The sequence below is a fragment of the Streptomyces showdoensis genome (assembly GCF_039535475.1).
Lineage (GTDB): Bacteria > Actinomycetota > Actinomycetes > Streptomycetales > Streptomycetaceae > Streptomyces > Streptomyces showdoensis.
Genome location: NZ_BAAAXG010000015.1, coordinates 1 through 26,162, shown reverse-complemented (window position 1 = coordinate 26,162; position 26,162 = coordinate 1). Strand labels below are relative to the sequence as shown.

The window sequence follows — 26,162 nt, the reverse complement described above, 5'->3', positions numbered from 1 at the left end:
CCCTCTCTCACTGTCCGCTTCATCTGATTCATCTGATTCATCCGCCGTGCCGGATTCCGGGGTCCGGCGGCCCCGCGCCTCACTCGTCGACGAGGCTGGTGCTGTCCGAGAACTGGGCCAGCCGGAACACCACGAACTCGGCCGGCTTGACGGGCGCCACGCCGATCTCGCAGACCACCCGGCCCTGGTCGATCGACTCCTGCGGGTTGTTGTCCCGGTCGCACTTCACGTAGAACGCCTCCGCCGCCGTCCGGCCGAACAGGGCGCCCCGGCGCCACTCCTCGGTGAGGAAGGCCGTGACGTTGCGCCGGATGCTGGACCAGAGCCGGTCGTCGTTCGGCTCGAAGACCACCCACTGGGTGCCCAGCAGGATCGACTCCTCCAGGTAGTTGAAGAGGCGGCGCACGTTCAGATAGCGCCAGGCCGGGTCGGAGGAGAGGGTGCGGGCGCCCCAGACGCGGATGCCGCGGCCGGGGAAGGCCCGCACGCAGTTCACGCCGATCGGGTTCAACAGGTCCTGCTCGCCCTTGCTGAGCTTCAGCTCCAGGTCCACGACGCCCCGGATCACCTCGTTGGCGGGGGCCTTGTGGACGCCGCGCTCGGCGTCGCTGCGCGCCCACACGCCCGCGATGTGACCGCTCGGCGGGACGGTCGTGTTGCGCCCGGCCGCCGGGTCGAAGACCCGCACCCAGGGGTAGTACAGCGTCGCAAACCGGGAGTCGTAGCCCGCCTCCTCGTTGCGCCAGTGCCGCACCTGCTGGGCGGAGAGCCCGGGCGGGGCGTCCAGGACGGCCACCCGGTCGCCCATCTGCTCGCAGTGCGAGATCACCGCGAGCTGCACGGTGCGCACGCCCTCGGCGTCGATGTCGCCGCGCTGGTAGGCGCTCATCAGGTCCGGCACCGCGACCATGGTGATCTCGTCGATCGTCTCCAGGCCGGCGAAGCCGGTACGGGCGTCCGCGTCGCCGACGTACTCGGCCGGGTCGAGCCGGTCCCGCCCGGGCCGCCCCGTCGGCGCCGGGGCGGCCGGCCCGTCGGGGAGGGCGACCGTCTGGGCGGCGGGCCGCGTCTGGGCGGCCTCGCGCTGCTCGACGACCTCGATGAGGCGCGAGGCCCGCGTCTGGGTGACGACGTAGCCCTTGACGCTCTTGCGGGTGGACACCTCGTACGTCTCGGCCACCTGGTCGCCCTGGCGGACCAGGATCCTGAAGCGGTCCTCGGGCGGGTTCTCGCCCTCGGCGTCGGCGATCTCGACGGACACGCCGGTGACGCCGGGCCGGGCCGCGACGAGGAAGCCGCCGAGCTCGACCGGCCGGGCCACCGGCAGCTCCTGGGCCCCGCCGGACCCGGACGTCCCCGCACCCGCGCCGGTACCGGCACCGTCACCGTCTCCGCCGGGGCGGCCGACCCGGACGACGTACGCGGCGCCGCCGCCGTTGGCGAAGTAGCCGTGCACCGCGAGGGGCAGGTAGGCGCCCGCCGTGAAGCCGCCGAACCGCTGGGTGAACTGCTCCCAGCTGGTGACCAGCGTCGGCTCGTGGAAGGGCCCGTTCTGGGCGAACCCGAGGAACGCGGCGACGGCGGTGCCGACCCCCTCGATCGGGCGAGCACCGGACTGCACCTCCTCCACGTACACGCCCGGGGTGAGGTACGTCGGCATGCTCGCTCCTTCGTCCGTGTCCTGCGGCCTGGAATGGCGCCGCGCGGTGATCAGCGCGATCACAGCCTTTCCGGCGGGCGTCGGCGGCGGCAGGGGCACACGGACCTGGCCGGGGGCAGGCGGACTGCCCTCCGCGGGCGCTCCGCGCGGGCGCTCCGCGCGGGCGCTCCCCGCCGTCGTCCGCCGCCGACGCGCGGGCTCAGACGTGCGTGACCCGGTCCAGGTACGGGCCGAACTCGCCCTCCAGGACCAGGCGGCCCAGCTTGCGGTACTCCTGGGCCACCGCCGCCACCAGCTGCACCATGGTCAGCGGCCCGCCCGCGGCGGCGGCGGAGTACGCGGCGGTGACCGCGCAGGCCCGGATCGACCCCCCGGCCAGCTCGAACCGGTCCGCGCAGAAACCGAGGTCGAGGTCGTCCGCCCGGGGCAGCCGCCCGCCCAGGCACCGCTCCCACAGGGCCAGCCGCTGGGCCGCGTCGGGCACCGGGAAGTCCGCGATCACGTCGAGGCGGCGGGTGAACGCCTCGTCCAGGTTGGCGCGGAGGTTGGTGGTCAGGACGGCCAGGCCGTCGAAGGACTCCATCCGCTGGAGCAGGTACGCCGACTCGATGTTGGCGTGCCGGTCGTGCGCGTCCTTCACCTCCGCGCGCTTGCCGAAGATCGCGTCGGCCTCGTCGAACAGCAGCACCGCGTTGACGGCCGCCGCCTCCGTGAAGATCCGCTCCAGGTTCTTCTCGGTCTCGCCGACGTACTTGTCGACGACCGTCGACAGGTCCACCACGTACAGGTCCATGCCGAGGTCGGCGGCCACGACCTCGGCGGACATGGTCTTCCCGGTGCCGGACGGGCCCGCGAAGAGCGCGATCACCCCGCGCCCGCGCCCGCCGCCGGGACGCATCCCCCAGCGCCCGAGCACCTGGTCGCGGTGGCGGGCCCGCACCGCGAGCTCCTCCAGCCGCCGGTGCGTGGCGCCGGGCAGCACCAGGTCCTCCCAGCCCACCGCGGGCTCCACCCGGCGGGCCAACCGGGCGAGCCCCGCGCCGTTCTGGGCCCGCACGGCGGCCCGCAGGTCCTCGGGCGTCACCGGCCGGCCGGCCGGCGCGGCCGTGCGCACCGCTGCACCGGCGGCCCGGTGCAGCTGCCCGGCGTCGAGCCGGTGCGCGGCCACCGACCGCGCGAGCGCCCCGGCGTCGGCCGCCGCCCCGCCCGGGCCCGCCCCGTACCGCTCGGCGGCCCGCTCCAGGGCGTGCCGCCAGCGCGCCGCCTGCCGTACGGGGGAGGGGACGGCCACCGTCAGGGTGACCGGGGTGTCCGGGGCCCAGGCGGGCTCCCAGCCGCTCGTGCCGTGCGTGAACAGCGGGACCCCGTCCAGCTCCGCGCAGAGCGCGCGCAGCACGCGGGCCCGCTCGCCCGGCTGTTCGGGCAGCTCCTCCAACGGGCCCAGGACCACGCCCGCGCCGGTCAGCCGGGCCTCGCGGGAGACGACCCGGGCGAGCCCGCCCACCGTGCCGCCGTGGCCGCCCAGGGCCGCCGCGTCCAGCGGCAGGACGCCCAGCCCGCGGGCGCGCAGCGCGGCGGCGGCGAGGCCCGCCGGGTCCCCGCCGTGGGAGCGCAGGTGGACGGGGCCGTGCACCGACGCGGCGGCGGCCCGGTCCCGTTCGGCCGGGTCGGCGGCCGGGTCCTCGGCGGCCCGCCCGAGGACCCCGGCGAGCAGCGGGTCGGGCGAGGAGTCGCCCAGCAGGTGCGCGGTGACCCGGTCGGGCACGGCCAGCACGCGGGACAGCGGCGGGCGTTCGGGCTCGGTGACCTCGACGAGGCCCCCGGCGACGAGCGGGGCGGTGGGGGCGAGCCGGAACCGGGCGGCCGGGACCCCGGCGAGGCCGCAGAGTTCGAGGGCGAGCCCGACGGTGGGCCGACGGCGCGTCAGGTCGTCGTTGAGGTAGCCGTAGAGCCGCTCGAAGCGCGCGTCCAGGTCCGGGGCCAGCGCGATCAGGAGCAGGTCCACGTCCGGCGGGGCGAGGGAGAAGCGGGCGGCCAGCACGTCGAGCGGCGAACCGGCCGGCGGAGCGGCCGGCGCGAGCGGCGGGAGGACCGGGTCGTACGGCGGATCCAGGACCCGGCCGACCGCCTCGGGCGTCAGGAACTGCCCCCGGTACGGGTCGTCCGGGTCGGGATCGACCGCGAGCCGCACCGCCACCGCCCGCCGCACCCGCTCCTCGACGAGCACCAGCCGGCTCCACAGGTACGGGGGAGGGGAGTCCGGGGGCGGGACCCGTTCGGCCGTCGCCTCCGGGACCCGTTCGGCCGTCGCCTCCCGGACGCGTTCGGCCGTCGCCGCCCGGGCCGGGCCGGGTGTCGGCTCCCCCGTCGGGGCAGGCGTCGGCTCCCGGGCCGGGTCGGGCGGCGCCTCCCGGGCCGGGTCGGGAGGCGTCGCCCGGGTCTGGCGGGGCGTCGCCGCCCGGGCCTGGTCGGGCGTCGGCTCCCTCGTCGGGGCGGGTGTCGGCACGGTGCCGGTCACGGTCTGCGCTCTCCTCGTCGGCGGCGGGCGGGGGCGGGCGGGCGGTCCCGGGTGCCGCCGAAGCCCTCGTCGGGGGCGGGCGCGTCCACCTCGGTGTAGCGCAGGCGGCGCGCCTCGTCCGCGCCGTCCGGGCCGGAGCGGGGTGCCGAACGCACCACGAGCCCCTCGGTGACCGGCGGGGCGGCGACCCGGCCGATGCCCGCGAGCGGGGCCCGGACCCGTACCCCGATCGACGGCTTCAGCTCACCGCCGAGCGCCGACCACACGTCGGCGGGCGAGGGGGCGTCGGGGCCGGTGGCGCCCGCGTCGAGCGGGACGAGCAGGCCGAGTTCGGCGAGCGTCCCGCCGAGCAGGTGCGCGGGGAGGTCGTCGCGGGCCGTGAGGCAGACGAGCACCTGGGACAGCAGCCGGTGCTCGTCCTCGGGGCGGCCCGCCCACGCGGAGACCAGGTACGTCAGCTCGAACCAGCGGGGCGGGGTGCGGCGCGCGACGACGAAGCCCTCCTCGTCGTACACCTCTCCCGCCCCGCTGCCGCGGCGGGCGTGGTCCTCGCGGATGTCGTACAGGAAGACGCACACGGTGGGCGTGCTGCGCCGCGCCGCCCAGTCACGGGTCGGCGCGTCGAACACCACCTCGACGCCCGCCGCCTCCAGGCCGGACTCCACGAGCAGGCGGCGCAGCGCCTCGTCGACCTCGTGGATCACCGGCGGGCCACCACGTCGGGCGGCTGCACCGTGCCGCTGACCACGAGGAAGTCCGTCCGCACCGGGCCGAAGCCCGGCCCGCTCGCGGTGATCTCCCGCGGGCCGGTCTGATCCTTGGCGAGGATCAGCAGCTGGCCGACGAACGAGCCGTCCGGGCCGGGCACGGTCGCCGCCGCGGCGGCCGTGATGCCGGGCCGCCAGGTGAACCGTACGGGCACCCCGGGCGGGAAGTCCCGGCCGCGCACCGAGGTGACGAAGCCGGGCTTGCCGATCGGGGGCACCGCGACGATCCGCGGCTGGAGGACCCGGATGCGCTGCCGGGCGGTGTTGTCGCGGGGGTCGGCGTCCGTGCCGGTGGTGGTGAGGACCCCGGTGACCCGGCCGGTGAACGCCCGGTCGGGGGCGAGGACGACCTGGAGGACGGCGCGGGCGCCCGGCGCCAGGTCCGGAAGCGCGCACGTCCAGCCGCTGTCGCAGCCCGGCGGCGGCCCGTTGGAGGGCACGCCCGGGGGCAGCCCGATGCGCAGCCTGAGGCCGGTCGCGAGCGCGTTGCGCCCGTTGCGGACCGTGTACGTGACGACGACGCGCCCGCCCACGTACCCCGGTCGGGGCTGCGCGGTGATCCGCACGCCGGGTCCGGCCCGGGGCACGGGCGGCTCGGGAGGCGGCGGGGGAGTGGTCGTCGGCGGGGGCGCGGTGGTCGGGGGAGGCGGAGTCGTCGGGGGCGGTGTGGTCGGCGCAGGGGTCGACGGCGAAGGCGTCGGGGTCGGGGGATCCACCACCTCGCGCACCGGCACGACCGTGCGGCCCGCGTTGTCGCTCGGGCGGGGGTCGAGGACGGCGCCGGTCACCGACCAGTCCACCGGCAGGTCGCCGGGGACGGTGCCGGTGAAGGTGACGTCCACCGGAACGGTGCCGCCCGGCGGGACGACGCCCAGGGAACAGGTCAGGGCCGCCGCGTCGCAGGAGGCGCCCGGCGCGGTGAGCGCGGTGACGGTCAGGCCCAGCGGGGGCGCCAGGGTCAGCCGGGTGCCGGGCGAGGCGGCCGGGCCGCCGTTGACGACCTCGACCCGGACGATCCCGGGCACGCCGACGGTCAGCGGCGGGACGCCGGCGGGGGCCCGTACGGCGAGGTCGACGGACTGCTGTACGGCGGGCTCCTTCTGACGGCCCGGCAGGCCGGCGGTCAGCGGGGTGCGGGCACCGGTCGCGACGTCCACCAGGTGCAGCTTCTCCGGGCTGTTCGGGCCGAGCGCGGCCCGGGAGCTGAACACCAGGCCCCTGCCGTCGGCCGTCCAGGCGGCGTCGCGGGGCTGGAAGGGCCCGGTCGCCGAGGTGTCGGGGAGCTCCTGGTGGCAGGCCTCCGGCACGTCGCGGGCGGCGTCCGGCAGCAGGACCCGGCAGCCGGCGTCGAACCCGCCGCCGGCCAGGGGCGCGAGCAGGAGGCCGTTGCGCTCGTCGACGCGGCCGCCGCCGTTCTTCCGGTTGAAGGCGATGACGGTGCCGTCCGGCGAGAACGCCGGGCTGTCGTCGATGACCTCGCAGCCGGCCGGGCACATCGCGGCGCTCAGGTCCCGCTGCCGGTCGAGCCGGTCCACGGGCACGGTCCAGATGTGCTTGTTCCCGCCGTTGCCGCCGATGACCTGGTTGCGGGTGAACGCCAGCGTCGTGCCGTCGGACGACCAGGTCGGCTGGGCGTCACCGCCCCGCACCTGCCCGTCCGGCGGGACGACCTCGCCGCGCAGCGCCCCGGTGGCGGCGTCGGCGATCAGGATGCGCCCGGGGCCCGAGGCGTCGCCCACCCCGCCGGGCGAGGTGCGCGTGAAGGCGAGGAGGCGCCCGTCGGGGGAGAAGGTCGGATCGGTGTCCCAGTCCCGGGGCCCCCGCCCGGCCAGCGGCAGCGCCGCCTCGTTCGTGCCGTCGGCGTCCGCGATCCAGATCCGTTCGATCCGCACGACCCGGTCGCCGTCGAGCCCGTCCTCGAAGCGGGTGAACACGATCCTGCGCCCGTCGGGGGTGTAGTTCTGCCGCTCGGTCCACGGATCGAACCCCGGGGCGGGCCGGAACAGCGGATCCCGCGTCGGATCGGTCGCGGTGTCGGCGGCCGGATCCTCGTTCAGGAGGGCCCGTCCGAGGTCGCGCGGGTCGGCTCCGTCCGACCGGACGTCCTGGAGCGTCACCTGGTGCGGACCGGCCGCCGTGACCCGCTCGACGACGGCGCCGCCGCCGTCGGACGGGCCGAGCCAGGTGGGCGAGCCGACCTCGCGGTCCTCGCTGAGGACCACCGACGGCGTGTCCGCCGTGCGGGCGGGCGCCCGGAAGACGTGGTCCCAGTCGCCCTCGCAGTCGCAGGTGCGGTCCGGGCTGAGGAAGAGCAGGTCGTTCCCGTCGGGCAGCCAGGCTGCCCCGTGGGTCCGCCACTGCCCGGGCGTGCCGTCGAACAGCGGCCCGCCCGTGCGCCCGTCCGTCCACCGCAGCCGGGGGCCGCCGGGGCCGGTGGCGGTGTAGGCGATCACATCCCGGTGCGCGGCGTCGTCCACCGGGTTCCACACCGGCTCCCCGGCGTCGCCCTGGGCGGGGTCGCTCACCGGGGTGGCGGTACCGCCGTCCAGCGGGCGGACGTAGACCTGCCGTCCGACCGCCGGGTCGGCGTCAGCGGCGTACGCGAGCCTCCGGCCGTCCGGCGAGACGGTGGGGTGCTCCTCGTTCTCGGGGGTGTCGGTCAGCCGGGCGAGCCCGGTCCCGTCCGTGCCCACCCGCCACAGGTCGCGCTGCCCGCCGGCGGGCGCCGCCGCGTCGAAGACCACGGTCCGCCCGTCGGGGGTCAGCCGGGGGTTCGCCGCGTCGAGGCCGGAGGTCAGCCGGGTCACGGGGCCGTCCGCGGCGCGCAGGTAGACCTGCGGGGTCTTCTCGTCGCGGCGGCTCGCGAACACCAGTTGGTCGCCCAGCGCCGCCGGCTGGACGTCCAGATGGGCCGGGCCCTCCCCGAACAGCGGGGCGCTGGTGGTGCCGCTCGTCACCCGGCCCAGGCTGCGGTGCCGCGTCCCCGCGTACGCGATCCGGACGTCGCCGGCGTCGGCCCGGGGGCCCGCCTCGGCCTGGTCGGGGGCGGAGGCCGCGGTCACCGCGAGCAGGGGGACCAGCAGCAGCATGGGTGCGCCGGCCCTCCCCCAGCGGTGCCGTCGGCCGCCGGGGCCGCCCGTGCTCGTCACGGTCCACCTCACAGTCCGGTGCAGCAGGGTCCTGAGACCCGGCCACCCTGCCCACCGGACACGGGCGCCCGGCAGGGCCCCGGGGCCGTACCCGGGGGAAGGACCGGGTGCGCTTTGGGGCAGCCCCGCCGTTCCGGGACGGCCGGACGGGCCGCCCCGGAACCGCCTTCCGGACGGTCAGATCAGGCCGTTGCGCAGGGCGTAGCCGACCGCGTGGGTGCGATTGCGCAGCTCCAGCCGGGTGATGACCTCGTGCAGCACGTTCTTGACGGTCCGCTCCGAGTACGAGGTCGTGCGGGCGATCTCGGCGGTGTCCAGGCCCTCCGACACCAGGCGCAGCATGTCCGCCTCGCGCGGGGTCAGGGTGGACAGCGAGGAGGCGTGCGGGTCCAGCGCGGAACGCTGCAGACTGCCGACGTGGCTCAGGAGCTTGGCGAGCAGGTCGCCGGGGAGCACGCCCTCGCCGTTCGCCATCGCCAGGACCAGCCGCAGCAGCCGGTCCTGGTCGGCCTCGGCGCGGCGCAGCACCGCGGTGACCCCGCACTCGATGGCCCGCTGCAGCGCGTCGCCGGAGTCGAAGGTGCCGACCACGAGACCGGTGCGGGTACGGGAGTTGTGCCGCAGCCTGCGTAACAGCGCCGCGGTCTCGTCGTCCACGCTGTCCACGGTCACGAGCGAGACGCGTGCCTCGGCGGCGCGGGCCCCGTCGAGCAGTTCGACCTCGGGGCGCTGGCGGAGCTGGTGCACGACCCCGACGTGCAGGACCGGGTCCGAGGCGTACACCGCCACGGTGATCCGCCGGTCGGGGAGGCCGGACGGCGAGCGGGGCGCGACCGGGGACCGGGGCGCCTCCTGGGAGTCGGACGCGTCGTGGCTCCGGGGTGCGTCCTGGGTCCGTGCGGAGTCCTGGGCGGGCACCGGGAACGCGGCGGTGCCGGACGGGGTGACGGGTCCGCTGTGCTGAGCTCGGCTCATGAATCGCTACCTGTTCGGTTTCGGTGAGACGTGCGCGGAAGGAAGAAGCGAGGGAACGAGGGTGGGAAGAAGCGTCGGAAGGAACGTGGGAAGAAGCGTCGGAAGGAACGTGGGAAGAACGGAGCGAAGTCGGGAGGGATGACCGGTGCGAAGCCGGGAGGGCAGTCGGGAGGGACGAGGCCGGAGAAGGAGCCGGGGAAGGTGCGGGGAGCGGTGCCGGCGGGGAGCCCCTTCAGGCACTCCGGCTGCCCGGGGCGTTGCCCTCGCATCCGTGGAGGCCCCGGAGCCGTCGGCCTAGCGTCGTCGGGGTGACGTCCTCAGCTGCCTCTGCCAGCGCTGGCGCGCCCGGTCTCGACATCCCGAGGGTGTCGGTCGTCCCCGGCGGCACAGCGACCACCAGCCTCACCGTCCGCAACGACGGCGACATCGTCGAGGCGTACCGCCTGGAGGTCGTCGGCGACTGCGCCGAATGGACGACGGTGGAACCCGAGCGGATCTCCCTCTACCCGGGCACCGCCGAAACGGTGACGATCCGGCTGGAGCCCCCGCGGTCCTCGCGGGTGCGGGCCGGGGACGTGCCGCTCGCCGTACGGGTGCTGCCGACCGAGTACCCCGAGGCGGTACGGGTGCCCGAGACCGTCGTGCACGTCGAGGAGTTCCGGGAGCTGCGCACCACGCTCACCCCGCGGCGCAGGCGAGGCTGGCTCCGCGGCCGCTACCGGCTGGCCGTCCGCAACGAGGGCAACGCCCCCGTGCGGGTGGCCTTCGCGGCCGGGCAGCAGGGCGAGGAGCTGAAGTTCGACTTCCGGCCCACGGCCCAGGACCTGGAGCCCGGCGGGTCGGCCGAGGCGGGACTGCGGGTCCGGTCGGGCGGCCCGGTGTGGTTCGGGACGCCCACGGCCCGGCCGTTCACGGTCGCGGCGACCGAGGCCCGCGACGCCGCGGAGTCCGCGGACCCGGCTCTCGTACGGCCGCCGCTGGACGCCGAGTTCGTGCAGATCCCGATCTTCCCGAGGTGGCTGCTCGCGGTCCTCGCGGCGCTGCTCGCGCTGCTGATCGCCTGGTTCGCGCTGGTCCGCCCGGCCGTCCGCAGCACCGCCAAGGAGGCCGCCGACGAGGTGGTCCAGAAGCGGCCCGCGCCCACCGCGGACCCGAACGTACGGCCCCCGGGGACCGGGGACGGCGCGCGGCCGGGCGGTTCGGGCTCCACCACCGGGCCCGGGACGGGCGGCGACGGCGGGACCGGCACCGGGACGGGCGGGACGCCCGGCGGCCAGCAGGGCTCCGCCACCATCGACCTGGAGACCGCCGCGGGCCGGACCGCGACCGGCACCTACGCCGTGCCGCCGGGCAAGGCGTTCGGGATCACGGACATCGTCGTGGCCAACTTCCAGGGCGACGAGGGCGTGATGACCATCGGCTTCGGCGATCGGAAGATCACGACGATCGCGCTGGAGACGTTCCGCAACCAGGACTACCACTGGGTCACCCCCATCAGGATCACCGAGAGCCAGACCGTGACCATCCAGGTGACCTGCGCGAAGCCGGGCACCCCGGCCACAGGCCTTCGAGCGCAGAAGTGCCACGAGGTCCTGAACGTGAGCGGGGTGCTCAGCGACCTGAGGTGAACCAGGCGGCGCGGCCCATCCTCGGGCATCTCCGGGGCCGCGCAATGTCGCCCCCGTCCGTGGTGTCCGGAAAGTGCCCGCACGGCGCCGCGGCCGGCTGCCCGGTTTGGTGGCGTACGTTCCCTGTGCGGAACGGGATGAAAGGGCGGACTCCGGTCCGCCGTCCCGGGGATCGGCCGAGGCGGAGGAAGACCGGATAGAGCGCTCTCAGAAGAGCGCTCTCAACCCGGTCCCACGGGCCCCGTCGCCCCCCCCTCAGCGGGCGTCGGGACCGGCCCCGGTGCGGCGCCGGCTCGAGTCCCCGGCCTGCCCGCGCGTGTGCCGGTACGCCTCCTCGGCCCACCGGGCGAGGTCCCGCAGTTCCGCCTTGAGGTCGTCCCAGGTCTTCATGACGGCGCCCATCGTGCGGATCTCGAAGGGGATCATCGTGGCCCCCTCCTCCTCGTGCGGGGCGATCTGGTTCATGCCGCCGAAGACGCTCTGCTGGTCCACCGGCGGCGCCCCCGTGAGCGCCGACATGGCGAACGACAGGAGGGACACGGGATCGCCGTCGATCTGCCGGGTGGACTCCTCGCGGAACTCCAGCGTCCGTCCGTCCCCGGAGTCCTCCTGGTAGCGGGCGAGGATGTCGACGATGCCCTCGCCGTGCCCGGCCAGGAAGGTCTGGAACCCCGGATCGAGCAGCCCGCGCACGTCCGAGAGCCTGGACCGCGACAGGACGGCCGTCAGGTTCTTGATCTGGCCGATGTCCTGGTCCTCCGCGAGGTAGTCCGCCACCGCCGCGATCTGCATGAAGAACAGCTGGCAGTAGCCGTCGAGGGCGTCCGTGTCCTCCCTCCTGCGCTTCTTCGAGGTGCCCTGCTCCTGCGTGTACAGCTCCACGACCTCGGCGGCGAAGTCCCTGGCCTGCGTGAACCGGAACCGGGCGCGGCGGTTCGGCGCCCCCTGCACGTCGGGCGCGGCGGCCCGCAGGTGGTCGAAGAACAGCGGCATGCCCTTGAGCGGCACGCCGACGGAGTAGTGCACGAACAGGCCGTCGCCCAGGCCCGCCCGCCCGGCGTGCTCCGTGTAGCCGAGCTCCGGGGCGACCCGGGCCCCCTGGCCCTCCGGCAGGACGGCGAGGGCCAGCCCCATGTCCGCCAGGGGCGTCTTGTCGGCCGCCCGGTAGAACGCGTCCCGCACGGTCCTGATCTCGTCCACCAGGCGGTCCAGCCGCTCGGGTCCGGTCTCGTTCGCCGAGCCGACGACCTTGACCGCGCCGGTCACGAACTCCAGGTTGGAGTAGCCGCTGCCGTCGTCCAGGGCGCGCTTGTCGGAGACGACCTTGAAGTCCTCCCTGGTGCTCTCGGCCAGGTCGGTGTCGCCCTCGTACTTCCGCCCCTGCGCGTCCTCCACGGGGAGGCTGACCTCGGTCTCGAAGCCCAGCATCCGCTGCACCGGCGCCGCGGCCCCCGCCGCCGTCCGGCGGTCGGGCGCGGGTGCGGCCCCGGGCGCCGGCCGCCGGGCCATGACCCGGGTGGCGTTCGCCTCGGCCGCCTGTTCGAACGCGTCGGACGGGTCGGAGAGCGCGAGTCCCGCACCGGTGTCCGTGCCGGACACCGGGCCGCCGCGCTGCTGGATGACGTGCGTCAGCTCGTGGGCGAGCGTGTGCTTGTCGCCGCCGCCCGCGCCGATGACCACGTCACGCCCGGAGGTGTAGGCGCGGGCCCCGATCTCGGCCGCCGAGCGCTGGGCGGTCGCTCCCGTGTGGACCCGTACGTCGGAGAAGTCCGCGCCGAGCCGCTCCTCCATCTCGGCGCGCAGGGGCTCCGCGAGGGGCCGCCCGGGGCGCCGGAGCACGTCGTGGACGAGGGACCGGGGCGCCGAGACGGCGGAACCCCCGCCCTCGGACCCCTGCTCCCGTTCCTGCTCCCGTTCGCGTTGGCGCCGCACCGCGCGGGCCACGGCCGCGTTCCCGATGCTCGCCTGCAGGTCGGCCGCGTTCCCGGGGGAGACGGCCCCCTGCCGGGGCGGGGCGGACCGGGCCGCCCGGGGCGCCGGGCCCGTACGGTCGTTCCCTGCCGGCCGGTCGTCGGCCGTACCCTCCCGGCCCCTGGATTGCGCACGCACGAGTCGCCTCCCGGTCGACGGTCACGGACACCGCCCCCGATGCTCCCGCGCGCCGCCGTGCCTGCCCAGACCCGGGAGGGCAACGGCGGGTCCCCCGCCGCTGCACCTCGCCCGCCGGGTCCCGGTCACCTCTTCACGGTGTCGTCGGTCTTCAGGTCCTCCACCGACTCGTCGAACGCGGCGACCTGGTCGGGGCAGTACACCTGGAGCACGATCCGCTCGGCGCCCACGGCCCTGCTGTCGGCGATGACCGGGCGGCTGCCGGGGCCGGTGGCGCCGTTGGAGAGCTGCTGGATCCGGTACAGCGCCTTCTTCAGGGCGCTGCCCGGGTCGTCGCAGACCTGGCCGCCGTCCGTGCCGAGCAGCCGCTGGACGGTGTCCGTGTCGGGGGCCGGGTAGCCGGCCTTCACCAGCTCCTGGCCGAGCTGGTCGGCCTTCTTCGCGCTCTCGTTCGTGCGCTTGAAGCTGCTGTAGCGGACGAGTCCGGTGATGAGCAGACCGACGAGGATGACGATGGCGCCCCAGTAGATCCACTTGTGCTCGGAGGCGAAGCGGGTCGGGCTCATGACGCGTCTCCCTCGGTGTCGGCCGCCGCCGTGCGCCAGCTGGGCTTGCGCAGTTTCAGGAAGGCGTAGGGGACGAGGAAGCCGAGGACCAGCAGGCCGGACGCGATGAACAGCACGTACGAGACGACGCTGCTGCCGCCGAACTGCGAGGGCGGCACGAAGCCGATCGCGAGCGCCGCGAGCGAGGACAGCAGGCCGACGGTGCAGACCAGGCCGAGCATGGGCACCCGGTAGCCGCGCGGGTGGTCGGGCTTGTTCTTCCGGAGCCGCATCGCGGCCGCGAACATCAGCAGGTAGACGATGAGGTAGACCTGCGTGGTGATGGTCGAGAAGATCCAGTAGACGCTGGAGACGTTCGGGATCAGCGCGTACATCAGGGCGATGACCGAGGTCACGATGCCCTGGGTGACGAGGATGTTCTGCTGGATGCCGAACTTGTTCAGCTTCTGCAGGAACGGCGGCAGGTAGCCCTCGCTGCGGGAGATCTCCAGGAGGCCCTTGGACGGGCCGGCGAGCCAGGTCAGCATGCCGCCGAGCGAGGCGGAGATCAGCATGACGGCGGCGATCGGGGTCATCCACCCCACGTCGAAGTACGAGAAGAAGGCGTCGAACGCCTGCATGACGCCGGCCGTGAGGCTGAGCTGGTCCGCCGGGACGACCCAGCTGATGGCGAGGGCGGGCAGGATGAAGATGAGCAGCACCAGGCCCATCGCCAGGAACATCGACTTCGGGTACTCCTTCGCCGGGTCCTTCAGCGAGGAGACGTGCACCGCGTTCATCTCCATGCCGGAGTACGACAGGAAGTTGTTGACGATCAGGACGAGGCTCGCGAGACCGGTCCACTGCGGCAGCAGGTGGCTGCTGTCCATCGGCGCGGCCGAGGGGTTGCCCTGCCCGAGGAAGACCATGCCGAGGACGACGAGGACCGTGCCGGGGACGAGCGTGCCGATGACCAGGCCCCAGCTGGAGAGACCCGCCAGGGCCTTCGTGCCGCGTGAGGAGACCCAGACGCCGGTCCAGTACAGGACCATGATCACGATGGCGGTGTAGACGCCGTTGGAGGCGAGCGAGGGATCGATGACGTACGCGATGGTCGAGGCCACGAACGCCAGCAGGCTCGGGTAGTAGAAGATCGTCATCGCGAACTGGCACCACACCGCGAGGAAGCCCAGCGGCTTGGAGAGCCCCTCCGCGACCCAGCGGTAGACGCCGCCGCTCCAGCCCGAGGCGAGCTCGGCGGAGACCAGAGCGGTCGGCAGCAGGAACACGATCGCCGGTACGAGGTAGAGGAAGACGCACGCGAGGCCGTACACGGCCATGGTGGGTGCCGCCCGCAGACTCGCCACCGACGCGGTGGTCATCAGCGCGAGCGTCACCCACGTCAGCGTGGGCGGGGCCGCGGCCCGCGCCTCCGCGCGCTGTTTCGGCAGATCGGCCGGGACGTCCATCGATGCCATGGGCCCTCCTCAGGCGTGGCCGTGATGGACACCAGCGTCGGCGCGGGCGGCCACCGGCGCAGTCGGGGTCCGCCGGACGGGTGAACACGGCCCCCCCTGCCGGCCCACCGGCCCGGCGTGTCGCCGCGGCGGCCGCGTCTCGGCCCGGCGCGTGGCGCCGCCGCCCCGCTGGACGGATGCTGAAGGGAGAGGGCCGCGCGGCGCGCCCGCGGGGCCCGAGGGCACGAGCGCAGCAGGAGGCAGGCCATGACACGACACCTGGAGTGGAAGGTCGGCCTGGATCTGGTCGAGGAGAGCGGCAGGACCAGGGCGGAGGCGCACCTGGACACCGGCACGTCGACCCTCACCGGCCACGGTTCCGCCCGGTGCAACCCGGCGGACGTGGACGTACCGGCGATCGGCGACGAACTCGCCGCGAGCCGGGCCATGAAGGATCTGGCCGGACAGCTGATGAGGGAGGCCAACCGGGAGATGGAGGCCGTGGGCGCCGACACCGTGCCCCGGCGCACCGGACCCGGATACGGCTGGCCGGAGGCGGTCTCCTGACCGAGCCGCCGCCCGCCGACCCCGGGCCCGCCGGCGCGCCGCACGCGCACCGGCGGGCCCGGCGCGCGTGCGGCCGGCGGGGGGTACGGGCCCGTACGCCCCCGAAGGGCGGATCTAGCGGTCGTCCTGCCCCTGCGCCTGCCCCTGTCCCTGCCCCTGTCCCTGCTCCTGCTACCGCCCCTGTCCCTGCTACCGCCCCTGCTCCTGTCCGCGGCCTTCGGCCCCGGCGCCGTTCCCGTTCTCGCCGTCCTCCTCGTAGGTGAGCCGGTCCACCACCTCGACCACCCCGTCCACGTCCTCGCAGAGCCGGACGAAGATCGGTCCGACGCCCTTGCGCGGCAGCGTGCCGCTCAGGGTCACCCGGCCCTCGGCCACGTCGATGTGGAGCGAGGCGGGGGAGAGGCCGAGGATCCGGGTGACGACGTCCTCCAGGATCTCCTCCTGGATGGCCCGGTCCCGCCGCAGGAAGAGCTGGAGCAGATCGCTGCGGCTGAGCACGCCGATCAGGCGCCCGTCCGCGTCGACGACCGGCAGCCGCTTCACGTGGTGGCGCTCCATCAGACGCGCAGCCTCGACCGCCGTCCAGGACGGGCGGGCGACGAACACGGGGCTCGACATCATGGCCTCGGCGGTGCTGGGGCCGTCCTTCGCCGTGTGCCGGCGCAGCAGATCCGCCTCGGAGACGACCCCCACCGGGCGGTCCTCCGCGTCGACCACGGGCACGGCCGTGATGCCGTACTCGTCGAGCAGCCGCGCGATCTCCTTGAACGGAGTGCCGGGTTGCACCGACACCGCCGTCGGCGTCATGAGGTCGGCGACACTGCGGTGCCTCATCGTTCGTCCCGTCCCTTCTCGACTCCTTTGTCCATGATCCCTCACGGGAACGGTGGACGGAGCCGAGGGGCCCGGCGGCCGGGGGACGGACCGTCAGTAGGGCGGCCGGGTCGGCGGTGTCGTCGACGGGGCCGTCGGCGGGGCCGTCGTCGGCGTCGAGGCCGGCGGGCTCGTCGCGGGAGGCGTCGACGCGGCCGGCTCGGTCGGCTTCGGCAGGTTGTACACGTGGTCCGGGGTCACGATCTCGGTGATCGCCTTGCCGAAGAGGGTGCTGGGCTCGATCTGGTCGTGCAGGATGTCGGTGTTCAGGAGCACGACCAGGGTCGCCTGTTCCTCCGGCAGGTAGATCGTCAGCGACTCGTAGCCGGGCAGCGAGCCGTTGTGCCCGATCCAGCCCTCGACCTTGAAGATGCCGAGGCCGTATCCGGTGTCCGAGATCCCCGTCGAGTCGGTCTCGAGCCGCTGCGCCTGGGTCGCTGCGGTCAGCAGCGTGCCGGTGGCGACGACCTTCGCCCAGGTCCGCATGTCCTGGAGGTCGGAGATCATCGCGCCGGCCGCCCAGCCCCAGGACGGGTTCCAGTCGGTGGCGTCCTCGACCTGCCCGGTCGCCGTCTGGTTGGTGTAGCCGTGGGCGTGCGGGTTCGGGAACTCGGCGCCGGTCGGGAACAGGGTGTGCTTCAGGCCGGCCGGCCGCACGACGTGCTGCGCGATGTAGTCGTGCAGCGGCACGCCGCTGATCTTCTCCACCACCAGGCCCAGCAGGATCAGGTTGGTGTTGCAGTACTCGAACTGCGCGCCGGGCGCGAAGTTGACCGGATGCTTGAACGAATAGTCCAGCAACTCCTGCGGCGTGAAGGGGCGTTGCGGGTCGGACGTGAGCGCCTTGAAGAAGTCCTCGTCCATCGAGTAGTTGTAGAGGCCGCTGCGCATCCCGGCGAGCTCCCGCAGGGTGATGCGGTCCCCGTTCGGGACGCCCGAGACGTACTTTCCGATCGGGTCGTCGAGGCCGACCTTGCCCTGGTCGACGAGTTCCAGCAGCGCCGTCACCGTGAAGGTCTTGGTCTCGCTGCCGATCCGCATGTAGAGCCCCGGGTTCATCTGCCGGCCGGTCGCCTTGTCGGCGATGCCGAAGGAGCGGATGTACTCGCCCTTGCCGGGCGCGGACAGGGCCACGATCACGCCCGGCACCTGCGCCTCGGTCATGACGCCCCGGATCGCGCTGTCCAGCTTCGCGGCGATCGCCGGGCTGAGCTGCGGGAACTCGTCCCCGGACGACGCGGGCGAGGAGGGCGCGGGGGTGTCCGCCGCGGCGGCGGCCGGAAGCGGTGGATCGGGGGCCGTCACGCCGTACGCGGCCCCCGCCGCCGCCGGGACGGCCAGGGTCCCCGTGAGGGCCACACCGATGCAGAGCCTGCGCCAACGCGCCTGCGAGTTCCTCACGGCAGCCTCCTGCCAGACGAGGGCGACACTCCACTCTCCAGGCTAGGCCCGGGCCCGTACCCCCGCACGGCGAGCCCCGCGCGCCCTCATCCGCGGAACACCCGCGCCAGACACGTCGCGAGCGCCTCCGCCGTCGGCGGGTGCAGCCGGGCCCCGAGGCAGCCATCGGGCCGTACGAGCAGGGCCGTTGGCGGCCGTACGGAGCAGAGCCGGGCGAACTCGCCCCGCGCGTCCCGGTACACGGGCAGCTCCGGCGGACCGACCGCCCCGCCGGGCGCCGCGTCGGCGGCGAGCAGCGCACAGGCGCGCACGGCACCGTGCGACGACTCCGCCGCCCGCGCGGCGAGCCGGGCGAAGTCCCCGCTCGTCCGCTCGTCGCCGTACAGCAGCAGGACGTGGTCCCGCTCGCGCAACAGGTCGTACAGGCGCAGGGGTCGGGCCACCAGCTCGGTGGTGAGGCCCGTGCAGTCGGGGACCCGGTCGCCGGGCCGCGGGCCCGCGCCGCCGTCGGCGCCGTCGGTGTCACGGGTGCCGGGCGCGGACATCCCGGCCACGATCGGACTGTCGGGGTATCCCACGAGCAGCTGCGCCTCGCGCAGCAACAGCGTCTCCAGGTCCTCCGGATCGGCCTGCACGCCCTGGCTCGCGTGCCGCACGGTCCGACCGACGACCTCCTCGCCCACCGGGCGCCGTTCGGCGTCGTAGCTGGCGAGCAGCCCGGGCGCCGCGCTCCCCTCGACGGCCAGGGAGAGCTTCCACGCCAGGTTGAAGGCGTCCTGGATACCGGTGTTCATGCCCTGCGCGCCGGTGGGCGGATGGATGTGCGCCGCGTCGCCCGCGACGAACGCCCGCCCCTCGCCGTACCGGTCGACCAGCCGGTGACTGATCCGGAACACCGAGGACCAGCGCAGGGCCGAGGCCGTCGCCGGCCGGGGCGAGAGCCGGTCCAGTACCCGCTGGATGTCGGCGAGTCCCGGCGCCCGCGCGCCGCCGTCCAGGCCGTGGGCCACGCCGTCCCCGGCCTCCGGGTCCCCCGCCCGCTGCGCGGCGGAGAGTTCGGGCGGGACGTTCATCGACACGCGGTAACGGCCGTTCCCCGGCAGCGGGATGCACACCAGGACGTCGTCGTCCGGGCCGTCCGGTCCGTCTGGGCCGTCAGGGCCCCGCCGGGTCGACCGCACCCCGTAGCCGGGCGGCAGGTCCCAGTCGACCTCCACGTCGCCCAGCATGTACTCCTCGGGGAAGGCCCCGCCCTCGAAACCGAGACCGAGCTGCTTGCGCACCGTGCTGTGCGCGCCGTCGCAGCCGACCAGGTACCGGCAGCGGAGCTCCTCCTCGGCCGGCGGCCCGCCGTCCCGGGTCGCGAGGAGCCGGGCGGTCACCCCGTCCGCGTCCTGCCCGAACGACACGAGTTCCGTGCCCCGTTCGATCCGGGTCCCGAAGCCGGCCAGGAACTCCTCCAGGATCCGCTCCGTCTCGTACTGCGGGAGCGCGGCGAAGCGGTACGGGACCTCGGGCGGCAGCACCAGCTCCAGGCGGGACCGCTCGACCCCGTCGACGTACAGGAGCTGCCCGCGCATCGGGACGGCCGCCTCCCACGCGGCCCGCGCGCAGCCCATCCGGTCCCAGACCTCCAGGGTGCGCGGCTGGATGCCGACCGCCTTGGCGTACGGGAGGCGGGCGGGCAGCCGCTCGACGATCCGCACGCCGGCGCCGCGCCGGCGCAGCTCGGCGGCCGCGGTGAGCCCGACCGGGCCCGCCCCGACGACAAGGACGTCCAGGACGCCACGGCCGTCCGCACCGGGCCGGGACCGGCCACTGAGGGTGTCACTGTCGCTGCGCATCGTCGGCGCCTCCTGACCCGGGCCCCTCCACCATCGTCCGGTGCCCGACCGGACGCCGCACCCGCGCCGCCGCACCCGCGCCGCCGCACCCGCGGCGGAGCAGGCACCGAGCCGCCCTCGGGCCGTGGCGCCGGCTCACTCCCGGAGGAGCACCTCGCGCAGCGCGGCGACCGCGTGGTCCCGGTGCTCGTCCAGCCATCGCACCGTCGCGTCCGTGTCGCCCCCGGCCAGCGCCGAGATGACCGCCCGGTGCTCGTGGACGGCCACGTCCCGGTGCGCGTCCTCGACGTAGTAGAGCGAGCGGTACGCGTCGGTCGCGTCCCACAGGGTGGCGATCAGACGCACCAGGCGGGGCATTCCGGAGGCCTCGATCAGCGTGAAGTGGAAGCGCCGGTTGGCCTCCGCCATCGCGGCCACGTCCCCGGCCTCCGCGGCGCGCTCCACCTCGCGCTGGGCCTCCTCCAGGGCGTCGGGCAGGCCGTCGGGCAGCCGGTGGGCGGCCTCGCGCACGGCCTCCGTCTCCAGGAGCCGCCGGATCCGGTAGATCTCCTCCAGGTCCTCCAGGGACAACTCGGCCACGAAATAGCCCCGGTGGACGTGGTGCACGACCAGCCCCTCGGCCTCCAGCGCCTTCAGGGCCTCGCGCAGCGGGACCCGGCTCACGTCGAGCCGCGCCGCCAGGGTCTCCTGCCGGATCGCTCCGCCCGGCCGCAACTCCCCGGAGGTGATGGCACGTCGCAGCTCCGCCAGGACGAACTGCTGGGCGGTCGGTGGCCGCCGTCTCTCCACCGCGCTGCTCATCGCCGGTGACCTTTCGCTCGGGGGTGTGCGCTCCATCTTGCTACGGGCCCCGGGACGCGTGTCGAGCCTGTGGACGACGGCCTGTGGACGACCGGGGCGGCCGTGCTCCGGTGCCGGTCAGGCCTCGGGGCGCCCCAGTTCGGCCAGGAGCTCGTCGGTGTGCTCGCCCAGGCGCGGGGGAGCGGTGCGGTAGGCGGCGGGGGTCGCCCCGAGCGTGATCGGGTGGGCGACCTGCCCCGGGCCCGCGGCGGAGGCGGGGACGCGCCGGGGCGAGTCCCAGGCGGTCGGCGAGGGCGAAGGCCCCCGCGAGGTCGTTGATCGGGCCGCAGGGCACTCCGGCCTCGGTGAGCACCTCGAACCAGGCGTCGGCGGTGCGCCCCGCCAGCGGCCCGGAGAGCGCCTCGACCAAGCTCCTCGCGGTGGGCGACCCCGGGCGGTGTTGGCGGCGAACCGGGGGTCGTCGGCGAGCCCGGGATCCCCGATCCGCTCGCAGAGCACGCGGAACTGCCGGTCGTTGCCGACGGCCAGGACCAGCGGCCGGTCGCTCGCCTCGAACACCTCGTACGGGCGATGCTCGGGTGCCGGTGCCCATGGCGCGCGGGACGGCCCCCGGTGGCGAGATGGGCGGCGGCCTGGTTGGTGAGCGCGGACAGCAGCGAGGTGAGCAGCGAGACCTCCACCCGCTGGCCCTCGCCGGTGCGCTCGCGGTGGCGCAGGGCGGCGAGGACGCCGAGGCCGGCGTGCAGGCCGGTGATCACGTCGACCAGGGCGACCCCGGCCTTGGTGCCGGCGCCGCCGGGTTCGCCGGTGACGCTCATGAGGCCCGCCCATGGCCTGCACGAGCAGGTCGTAGCCGGGCAGGCGGGCGCCCTCCGCCGCGCCGAAGCCGGTCACCGAGCAGTAGACGAGCCCCGGGGTTGGAGGCCCGCACCCGCTCCGTAGCCGAGGCCGAGCCGGTCCATCGTGCCGGGGTCGAGTTTCTCCAGCGAGGACGTCCGCGCGGTCCGACGATCGGCGGGGCCGTCGCGAGGGGTCGGTGTCCGGGTCGGGTCAGTATTCTTGGTCAGCGGTGTACGCTGCGCTTTGTGCTGGTGTCCATTGTGTGACAGGCTGGCGTACGCAATTACGTTATTAGTCGTCCTGCTGTCGTCTGCGGTGCGAGCGCAACGGAGTCCTTACCGGCGCTCTTGCGCTGCTGCGTCACGATCACGGCGTTCGGTCGTCGTGCGTTGTCGTTCTTGGTGGCGTTTCGAGCCTGACGCCGTTTGAGTTCTTATTGGACATAGGTTCCCAATGTGCTCGCGCGTGGTGACGCCTCGCGCCGTCTAGGTCTCGTTGATAGTGTGAGTCCTGTGCGGGCTCCTAGGGCTGCGTGTCTACGTCACATTCCGTTTATCATGATGCGCGGGCTGATCGTGTCTTGGTTCCTTGCGCTGTCGTGCGCGTCGTTCGCGCGGCCTGATGTGCCACGTGCATATCTTTCGTCCTGAGGCGCGTGTGATCGGCTCTACACTAGCAGGTTGGGTTTGGGGGGCACGCCCTGGCATCCGTTCTGCGCGCTGTGCATGATTTGCTAGACGATGTTCTTAACTGTCGTATGTGCACCTGTTAGAGTGTTGCGCTGGTGCCGGGCGATCTGCTCGGGCAGCGATGTCGACCGGGGCGCAGGCTGACACTGTCCTCGTGTAGATCTCTTCCTCTCCCCTTCGCCCTCTCTTTCCCGTTCTCTTCCTCATGGTTCTCTCTCTCTTTTTCTTTCCTCCCCCCCTTTTCTCTTCTCCTATCTCTTTGACCGACTTCGGCGGCGGCGGAGGGGTGGCGCACCGCCTGTCCCGGCTACGGAGACCTGCTCGTCATGGCCGTGCCCCCCCCATGGGCGGCCTCGATGAGCGTTCACCTGAGGCGAAACCCGGTCGGCGCCGGGCAGACCTAAGCCGGTTGTCCGCTTATACCCTGGTCTAACATGTGGATCCCCGGGGGACCTGGCAACTTGCCGGCGCTTCTGGCGTCGTCTTTGATAATGAGCCGCTTTGTGCCCTGCGCCACCGCCGGGGGTTTTGCCGTCCCCATTATTCGCCACCTTCTGGGCCGTCCCGCATCACCGGCCCCAGTAGCTAGGTGTTCGAGGCGAGCGTGTACTCGTGCCGCTTTCCTGGCCTGTTCTCGGCAACGACGGTCCCAAACGGGTCAGTTTTCCGTGACGTCGCTACCTAGCGATGCGTGGCATCGGGGGATCCCGGCTCCTGGGCCGACGACCGCCTCTCGGTATTCCTATGCCGCCCATACACCAGCCTCTGGCGGGTGTTCGCCCGGGAGGACGTCTGCGAGGTCAGCTGTGTCGAGTAGTCGGGCGTCTCTCTTTGTGTGGCCGCTGTCTGGGTGACGTCTATTGTTCTCCTAAGGGAGGTCAGCCAGAACAGCCATGGTTTCGATGTGCTCACCCGAGGCCGAGTGCCCCTGCGGCCCCGATAACCCGACCTCACGCCGGGGCCTTCGCCCCCCTAGCCGACCGCCTGGACTCGCACCCGCGCGTCCCCGCTCCGCCGCGGCCCGGGTCATTCCGCCCACCCGAACACGCTCAGGGGGAACCACCGCCGCCCTACCGCACACGCTCCCCCCACACCCCCCACGGCCTGCGACACACCGACGATCCTCCTGGCCAGAACTGTCGCGCCCGAGGCCTGACCCGGCACCCGGAGCACGTCCGCCCCTTCTCCACGAACGTCCACGTCCACCAAAGGCTCGACACGCGTCTCCGGTGCCCGTAGCAAGATTGATCGCACACCCCCAAGAGCGAAAGATCACCGGCGATGAGCAGCGCTGTGGAAGGACGGCGGCCACCTGACCCGCCACAGTTCGTCCTGGCGGAGCTGCGAACGTAGCCACACCCTCCGGTAGTTGCGGCCGGGCGGAGCGAATCCGGCAGTATACCTGGCGCGCGGCCTCTACGGTTAGCCGGTCCCCTCTGCGCGATTCCCTTAAGGCTCTGGAGGCGAGGGGCCTGGTCGTTCACCAAAACGGCACTCCCACCGGGCTATTTCGTTCCTAGTTTTGATCTCCTGGAGGAACCCTGAGTAGTATCTACCGGATTCCCCGCGTCTCCTGGAGACGGAGGCCGTGCGCGAACGGGCCGCCCACACGGCTGCGACGGCCGTGTGCCGCGACGCCCGGAGGTAGCGCTCTAGGCGCGAGGTGGAGTCGGCCGCGAGAGGCCGGGGACGTGCCGCGATGGCGAGAGGCCAACCGTGGCGCTTCCACTTCACGCTGATCGAGCGCTCCGGAATGCCCGCCTGGTGCGTCTGATCGCCAGCCCTGTGGGACGTTTTCGACTCGACCTCACGCGTAGGCGTACGGAGCTGCATCCACTACTACTGTTCGAGGTTGAGCGCGCGTACGGGCGTGGCCGTCCACGGAGCACCGGGGCGGTCATCTCGCGGCGCTCGGCCGTGGACACGGACTTGCGACGTGTCGATGGTTTTTTCTGACGAGCACCCGGGACTCACGCGGTCGCCGCGCTGCGCGAGGTGCTCCTCACGGGAGTGAGTTCCGTGCGCCACTGCCGCGAGGCGCTCGTGCCTGCTCCGCGCGGAGTGCGGCGCGCGGGTGCCGCGGCGCAGAGTGTCGGCTGTCGCTGTCGGCGCACCGTACGATGTTGGTAGGGGCGCCCAGGGTCACGGAGGCGCCGACGCTAGCGCAGCGACAGTGACACCCTCGAGTGTGCCGTCCGGCCCGGTGCGGACGGCCGTGGCGTCTGTGTACGTCCTTGTCGTCGGGGCGGGCCCGTGTCGGGCTCACCGCGGCGCGCCGAGCTGCGCCGGCGCGGCGCGCGGCGTGCGGATCGTCGAGCGGCTGCCCGCCCGCCTCCCGTACGCCAAGGCGGTCGGCATCCAGCCGCGCACACCCTGGAGGTCTGGGACCGGATGGGCTGCGCGCGGGCCGCGTGGGGCGGCCGTCCGATGCGCGGGCAGCTCCTGTACGTCGACGGGTCGAGCGGTCCCGCCTGGAGCTGGTGCTGCCGCCCGAGGTCCCTACCGCTTCGCCGCGCTCCCGCAGTACGAGACGGAGCGGATCCTGGAGGAGTTCCTGGCCGGCTTCGGGACCCGGATCGAACGGGACGGAACTCGTGTCGTTCGGGCAGGACGCGGACGGGGTGACCGCCCGGCTCCTCGCGACCCGGACGGCGGGCCGCCGGCCGAGGAGGAGCTCCGCTGCCGGTACCTGGTCGGCTGCGACGGCGCGCACAGCACGGTGCGCAAGCAGCTCGGTCTCGGTTTCGAGGGCGGGGCCTTCCCCCGAGGATACTGCTGGGCGACGTGGAGGTCGACGGGACCTGCCGCCCGCTACGGGGTGCGGTCGACCCGGCGGGGCCCTGACGGCCCAGACGGACCGGACGGCCGGACGGACGACGTCCTGGTGTGCATCCCGCTGCCGGGGAACGGCCGTTACCGCGTGTCGATGAACGTCCCGCCCGAACTCTCCGCCGCGCAGCGGGCGACCGGAGGCCGGGGACGGCGTGGCCCACGGCCTGGACGGCGGCGCGCGCGCGCCGGGACTCGCCGACATCCAGCGGGTACTGGACGGCTCTCGCCCCGGCGGCGACGGCCTCGGCCCTGCGCTGTCCTCGGTTGTTCCGGATCAGTCACCGGCTGTCGACCGGTACGGGGGATGCGGGGTTTCGTGTCGCGCGGGCGTCGACGGCGGCGCACATCCATCCGCCCACCGGCGCGCAGGGCATGAGACACCGGTATCCTAGGACGCCTTCAACCTGGCGTGGAAGCTCTCCCTGGCCGTCGAGGGGAGCGCGGCGCCGGGCTGCTCGCCAGCTACGGACGCCGAACGGCGCCCGGTGGGGCGAGGAGGTCGTCCGGTTCGGACCGTGCGGCACGCGAGCCAGGGCGTGCTGGCCGATCCGGAGGACCTGGAGGACGCTGTTGCTGCGCGAGGCGCAGCTGCTCGTGGGATAACCCCGACCAGTCCGATCGTGGCCGGGATTCCGCGCCCGGCACCCGTGACACCGACGGCGCGCGACAGGCGGCGCGGGCACCGCGGCCCGGCGACCGGGTCCCCGACTGCACGGGCCTCACCACCGAGCTGGTGCCCGACCCTGCGCCTGTACGACCTTGTTGCGCGAGCGGGACCGACGTCCTGCTGCTGTAGCGGCGACGAGCGGACGAGCGGGACTTCGCCCGGCTCGCCGCGCGGGCGGCGGAGTCGTCGCACGGTCGCCGTGCGCGCCTGTGCGCTGCTCGCCGCCGACGCGGCGCCGGCGGGGCGGTCGGTCCGCCGGAGCTGCCCGTGTACCGGACGCGCGGGGCGAGTTCGCCCGCTCTGCTCCGTACGGGCCGCCAACGCCCTGCTCTGTACGGCACCGATGGCTGCCTCGGGGCCCGGCTGCACCCGCCGACGGCGGAGGCGCTCAGCGACGTGTCTGGCGCGGGTGTTCCGCGGATGAGGGCGCGCGGGGCTCGCCGTGGCGGGGGTACGGCCCGGCCTAGCCTGGAGAGTGGAGTGTCGCCCTCGTCTGGCAGGAGGCTGCCGTGAGGAACTCGCAGGCGCGTTGGCGCAGCTCTGCATCGGTGTGGCCCTCACGGGGACTCCTGGCCGTCCCGGCGGCGGCGGGGGCCGCGTACGGCGTGACGGCGATCCACCGCTTCCGGCCGCCGCCGCGGCGGACACCCCCGCGCCCTCCTCGCCCGCGTCGTCCGGGGACGAGTTCCCGCAGCTCAGCCGCGGCGATCGCCGCGAAGCTGGACAGCGCGATCGGGGCGTCATGACCGAGGCGCAGGTGCCGGCGTGATCGTGGCCCTGTCCGCGCCCTGCAAGGGCGAGTACATCCGCTCCTTCGGCATCGCCGACAAGGCGACCGGC

General features: G+C 74.1%; 15 protein-coding genes and 1 pseudogene. 3 read left to right on the top strand and 13 right to left on the bottom strand.

What is annotated here, in order from left to right:
• Positions 1–79 precede the first annotated feature (79 nt).
• The 5 genes from ABD981_RS10220 to ABD981_RS10200 all read right to left on the bottom strand — a co-directional run bounded on the left by ABD981_RS10220 (position 80) and on the right by ABD981_RS10200 (position 9,069).
• The gene (locus ABD981_RS10220) at positions 80–1,660 is read right to left on the bottom strand and encodes a phage tail sheath family protein (protein ID WP_046912481.1); all 1,581 of its coding nucleotides are present in this window, start codon (positions 1,658–1,660) and stop codon (positions 80–82) included.
• A gap of 199 nt (positions 1,661–1,859) precedes the next feature.
• Entirely contained in the window at positions 1,860–3,902 is a 2,043-nt protein-coding gene (locus tag ABD981_RS10215; protein ID WP_345528843.1) for an ATP-binding protein, read from the bottom strand.
• Between the two features lie 272 nt (positions 3,903–4,174).
• Positions 4,175–4,882 (bottom strand): Pvc16 family protein, encoded by a 708-nt coding sequence (locus ABD981_RS10210; RefSeq protein ID WP_345528838.1) that lies wholly within the window; start codon positions 4,880–4,882, stop codon positions 4,175–4,177.
• Entirely contained in the window at positions 4,879–8,034 is a 3,156-nt protein-coding gene (locus ABD981_RS10205; RefSeq protein WP_046911152.1) for a PD40 domain-containing protein, read from the bottom strand. Before ABD981_RS10205 ends, ABD981_RS10210 begins: the two co-directional genes overlap by 4 nt.
• Before the next feature lie 237 nt (positions 8,035–8,271).
• The gene (locus ABD981_RS10200; RefSeq protein WP_123955074.1) at positions 8,272–9,069 is read right to left on the bottom strand and encodes a helix-turn-helix transcriptional regulator; all 798 of its coding nucleotides are present in this window, start codon (positions 9,067–9,069) and stop codon (positions 8,272–8,274) included.
• 308 nt (positions 9,070–9,377) lie between these two features.
• Here ABD981_RS10200 and ABD981_RS10195 point away from each other — a divergent pair, with 308 nt between their 5' ends.
• Positions 9,378–10,697 carry a COG1470 family protein gene (locus ABD981_RS10195; protein WP_123955075.1) on the top strand — a complete coding sequence of 440 codons (1,320 nt, stop codon included), beginning with the start codon at positions 9,378–9,380 and terminating at the stop codon, positions 10,695–10,697.
• Between the two features lie 255 nt (positions 10,698–10,952).
• Here the strand turns inward: ABD981_RS10195 and ABD981_RS10190 are convergent, their stop codons facing one another.
• The 3 genes from ABD981_RS10190 to gadC all read right to left on the bottom strand — a co-directional run bounded on the left by ABD981_RS10190 (position 10,953) and on the right by gadC (position 14,829).
• Entirely contained in the window at positions 10,953–12,806 is a 1,854-nt protein-coding gene (locus tag ABD981_RS10190; protein WP_338058653.1) for an eCIS core domain-containing protein, read from the bottom strand.
• A 125-nt stretch (positions 12,807–12,931) separates the two neighbouring features.
• Positions 12,932–13,372: a hypothetical protein gene (locus tag ABD981_RS10185; RefSeq protein ID WP_046911154.1), complete on the bottom strand. Its 441-nt coding sequence runs from the start codon at positions 13,370–13,372 to the stop codon at positions 12,932–12,934.
• On the bottom strand, positions 13,369–14,829 hold the full coding sequence (gene gadC / locus ABD981_RS10180) for a glutamate/gamma-aminobutyrate antiporter GadC (RefSeq protein WP_046911155.1): 1,461 nt from the start codon (positions 14,827–14,829) through the stop codon (positions 13,369–13,371). Before gadC ends, ABD981_RS10185 begins: the two co-directional genes overlap by 4 nt.
• Positions 14,830–15,075: 246 nt before the next feature.
• On the opposite strand from gadC, the gene ABD981_RS10175 reads away from it, so the two are divergent.
• The gene (locus ABD981_RS10175; protein ID WP_046911156.1) at positions 15,076–15,375 is read left to right on the top strand and encodes a DUF1876 domain-containing protein; all 300 of its coding nucleotides are present in this window, start codon (positions 15,076–15,078) and stop codon (positions 15,373–15,375) included.
• A 189-nt stretch (positions 15,376–15,564) separates the two neighbouring features.
• Here the strand turns inward: ABD981_RS10175 and ABD981_RS10170 are convergent, their stop codons facing one another.
• The 5 genes and pseudogenes from ABD981_RS10170 to ABD981_RS10150 form a co-directional block, all read right to left on the bottom strand.
• The gene (locus tag ABD981_RS10170) at positions 15,565–16,209 is read right to left on the bottom strand and encodes a CBS domain-containing protein (protein WP_046911157.1); all 645 of its coding nucleotides are present in this window, start codon (positions 16,207–16,209) and stop codon (positions 15,565–15,567) included.
• 93 nt (positions 16,210–16,302) lie between these two features.
• Positions 16,303–17,649 (bottom strand): serine hydrolase domain-containing protein, encoded by a 1,347-nt coding sequence (locus tag ABD981_RS10165; RefSeq protein WP_240495436.1) that lies wholly within the window; start codon positions 17,647–17,649, stop codon positions 16,303–16,305.
• 86 nt (positions 17,650–17,735) lie between these two features.
• Positions 17,736–19,493, bottom strand: coding sequence for an FAD-dependent monooxygenase (locus tag ABD981_RS10160; protein ID WP_123955076.1), 1,758 nt, complete (start codon positions 19,491–19,493; stop codon positions 17,736–17,738).
• 135 nt (positions 19,494–19,628) lie between these two features.
• Positions 19,629–20,294, bottom strand: coding sequence for a GntR family transcriptional regulator (locus ABD981_RS10155; protein ID WP_046911158.1), 666 nt, complete (start codon positions 20,292–20,294; stop codon positions 19,629–19,631).
• A 117-nt stretch (positions 20,295–20,411) separates the two neighbouring features.
• Positions 20,412–21,112, bottom strand: a pseudogene (locus ABD981_RS10150) (CoA transferase).
• 2,785 nt (positions 21,113–23,897) lie between these two features.
• Here ABD981_RS10150 and ABD981_RS38825 point away from each other — a divergent pair.
• Complete coding sequence (locus ABD981_RS38825) at positions 23,898–25,031, top strand: FAD-dependent monooxygenase (protein WP_425586398.1); 1,134 nt, start codon at positions 23,898–23,900, stop codon at positions 25,029–25,031.
• The last annotated feature ends 1,131 nt before the right edge of the window (positions 25,032–26,162 follow it).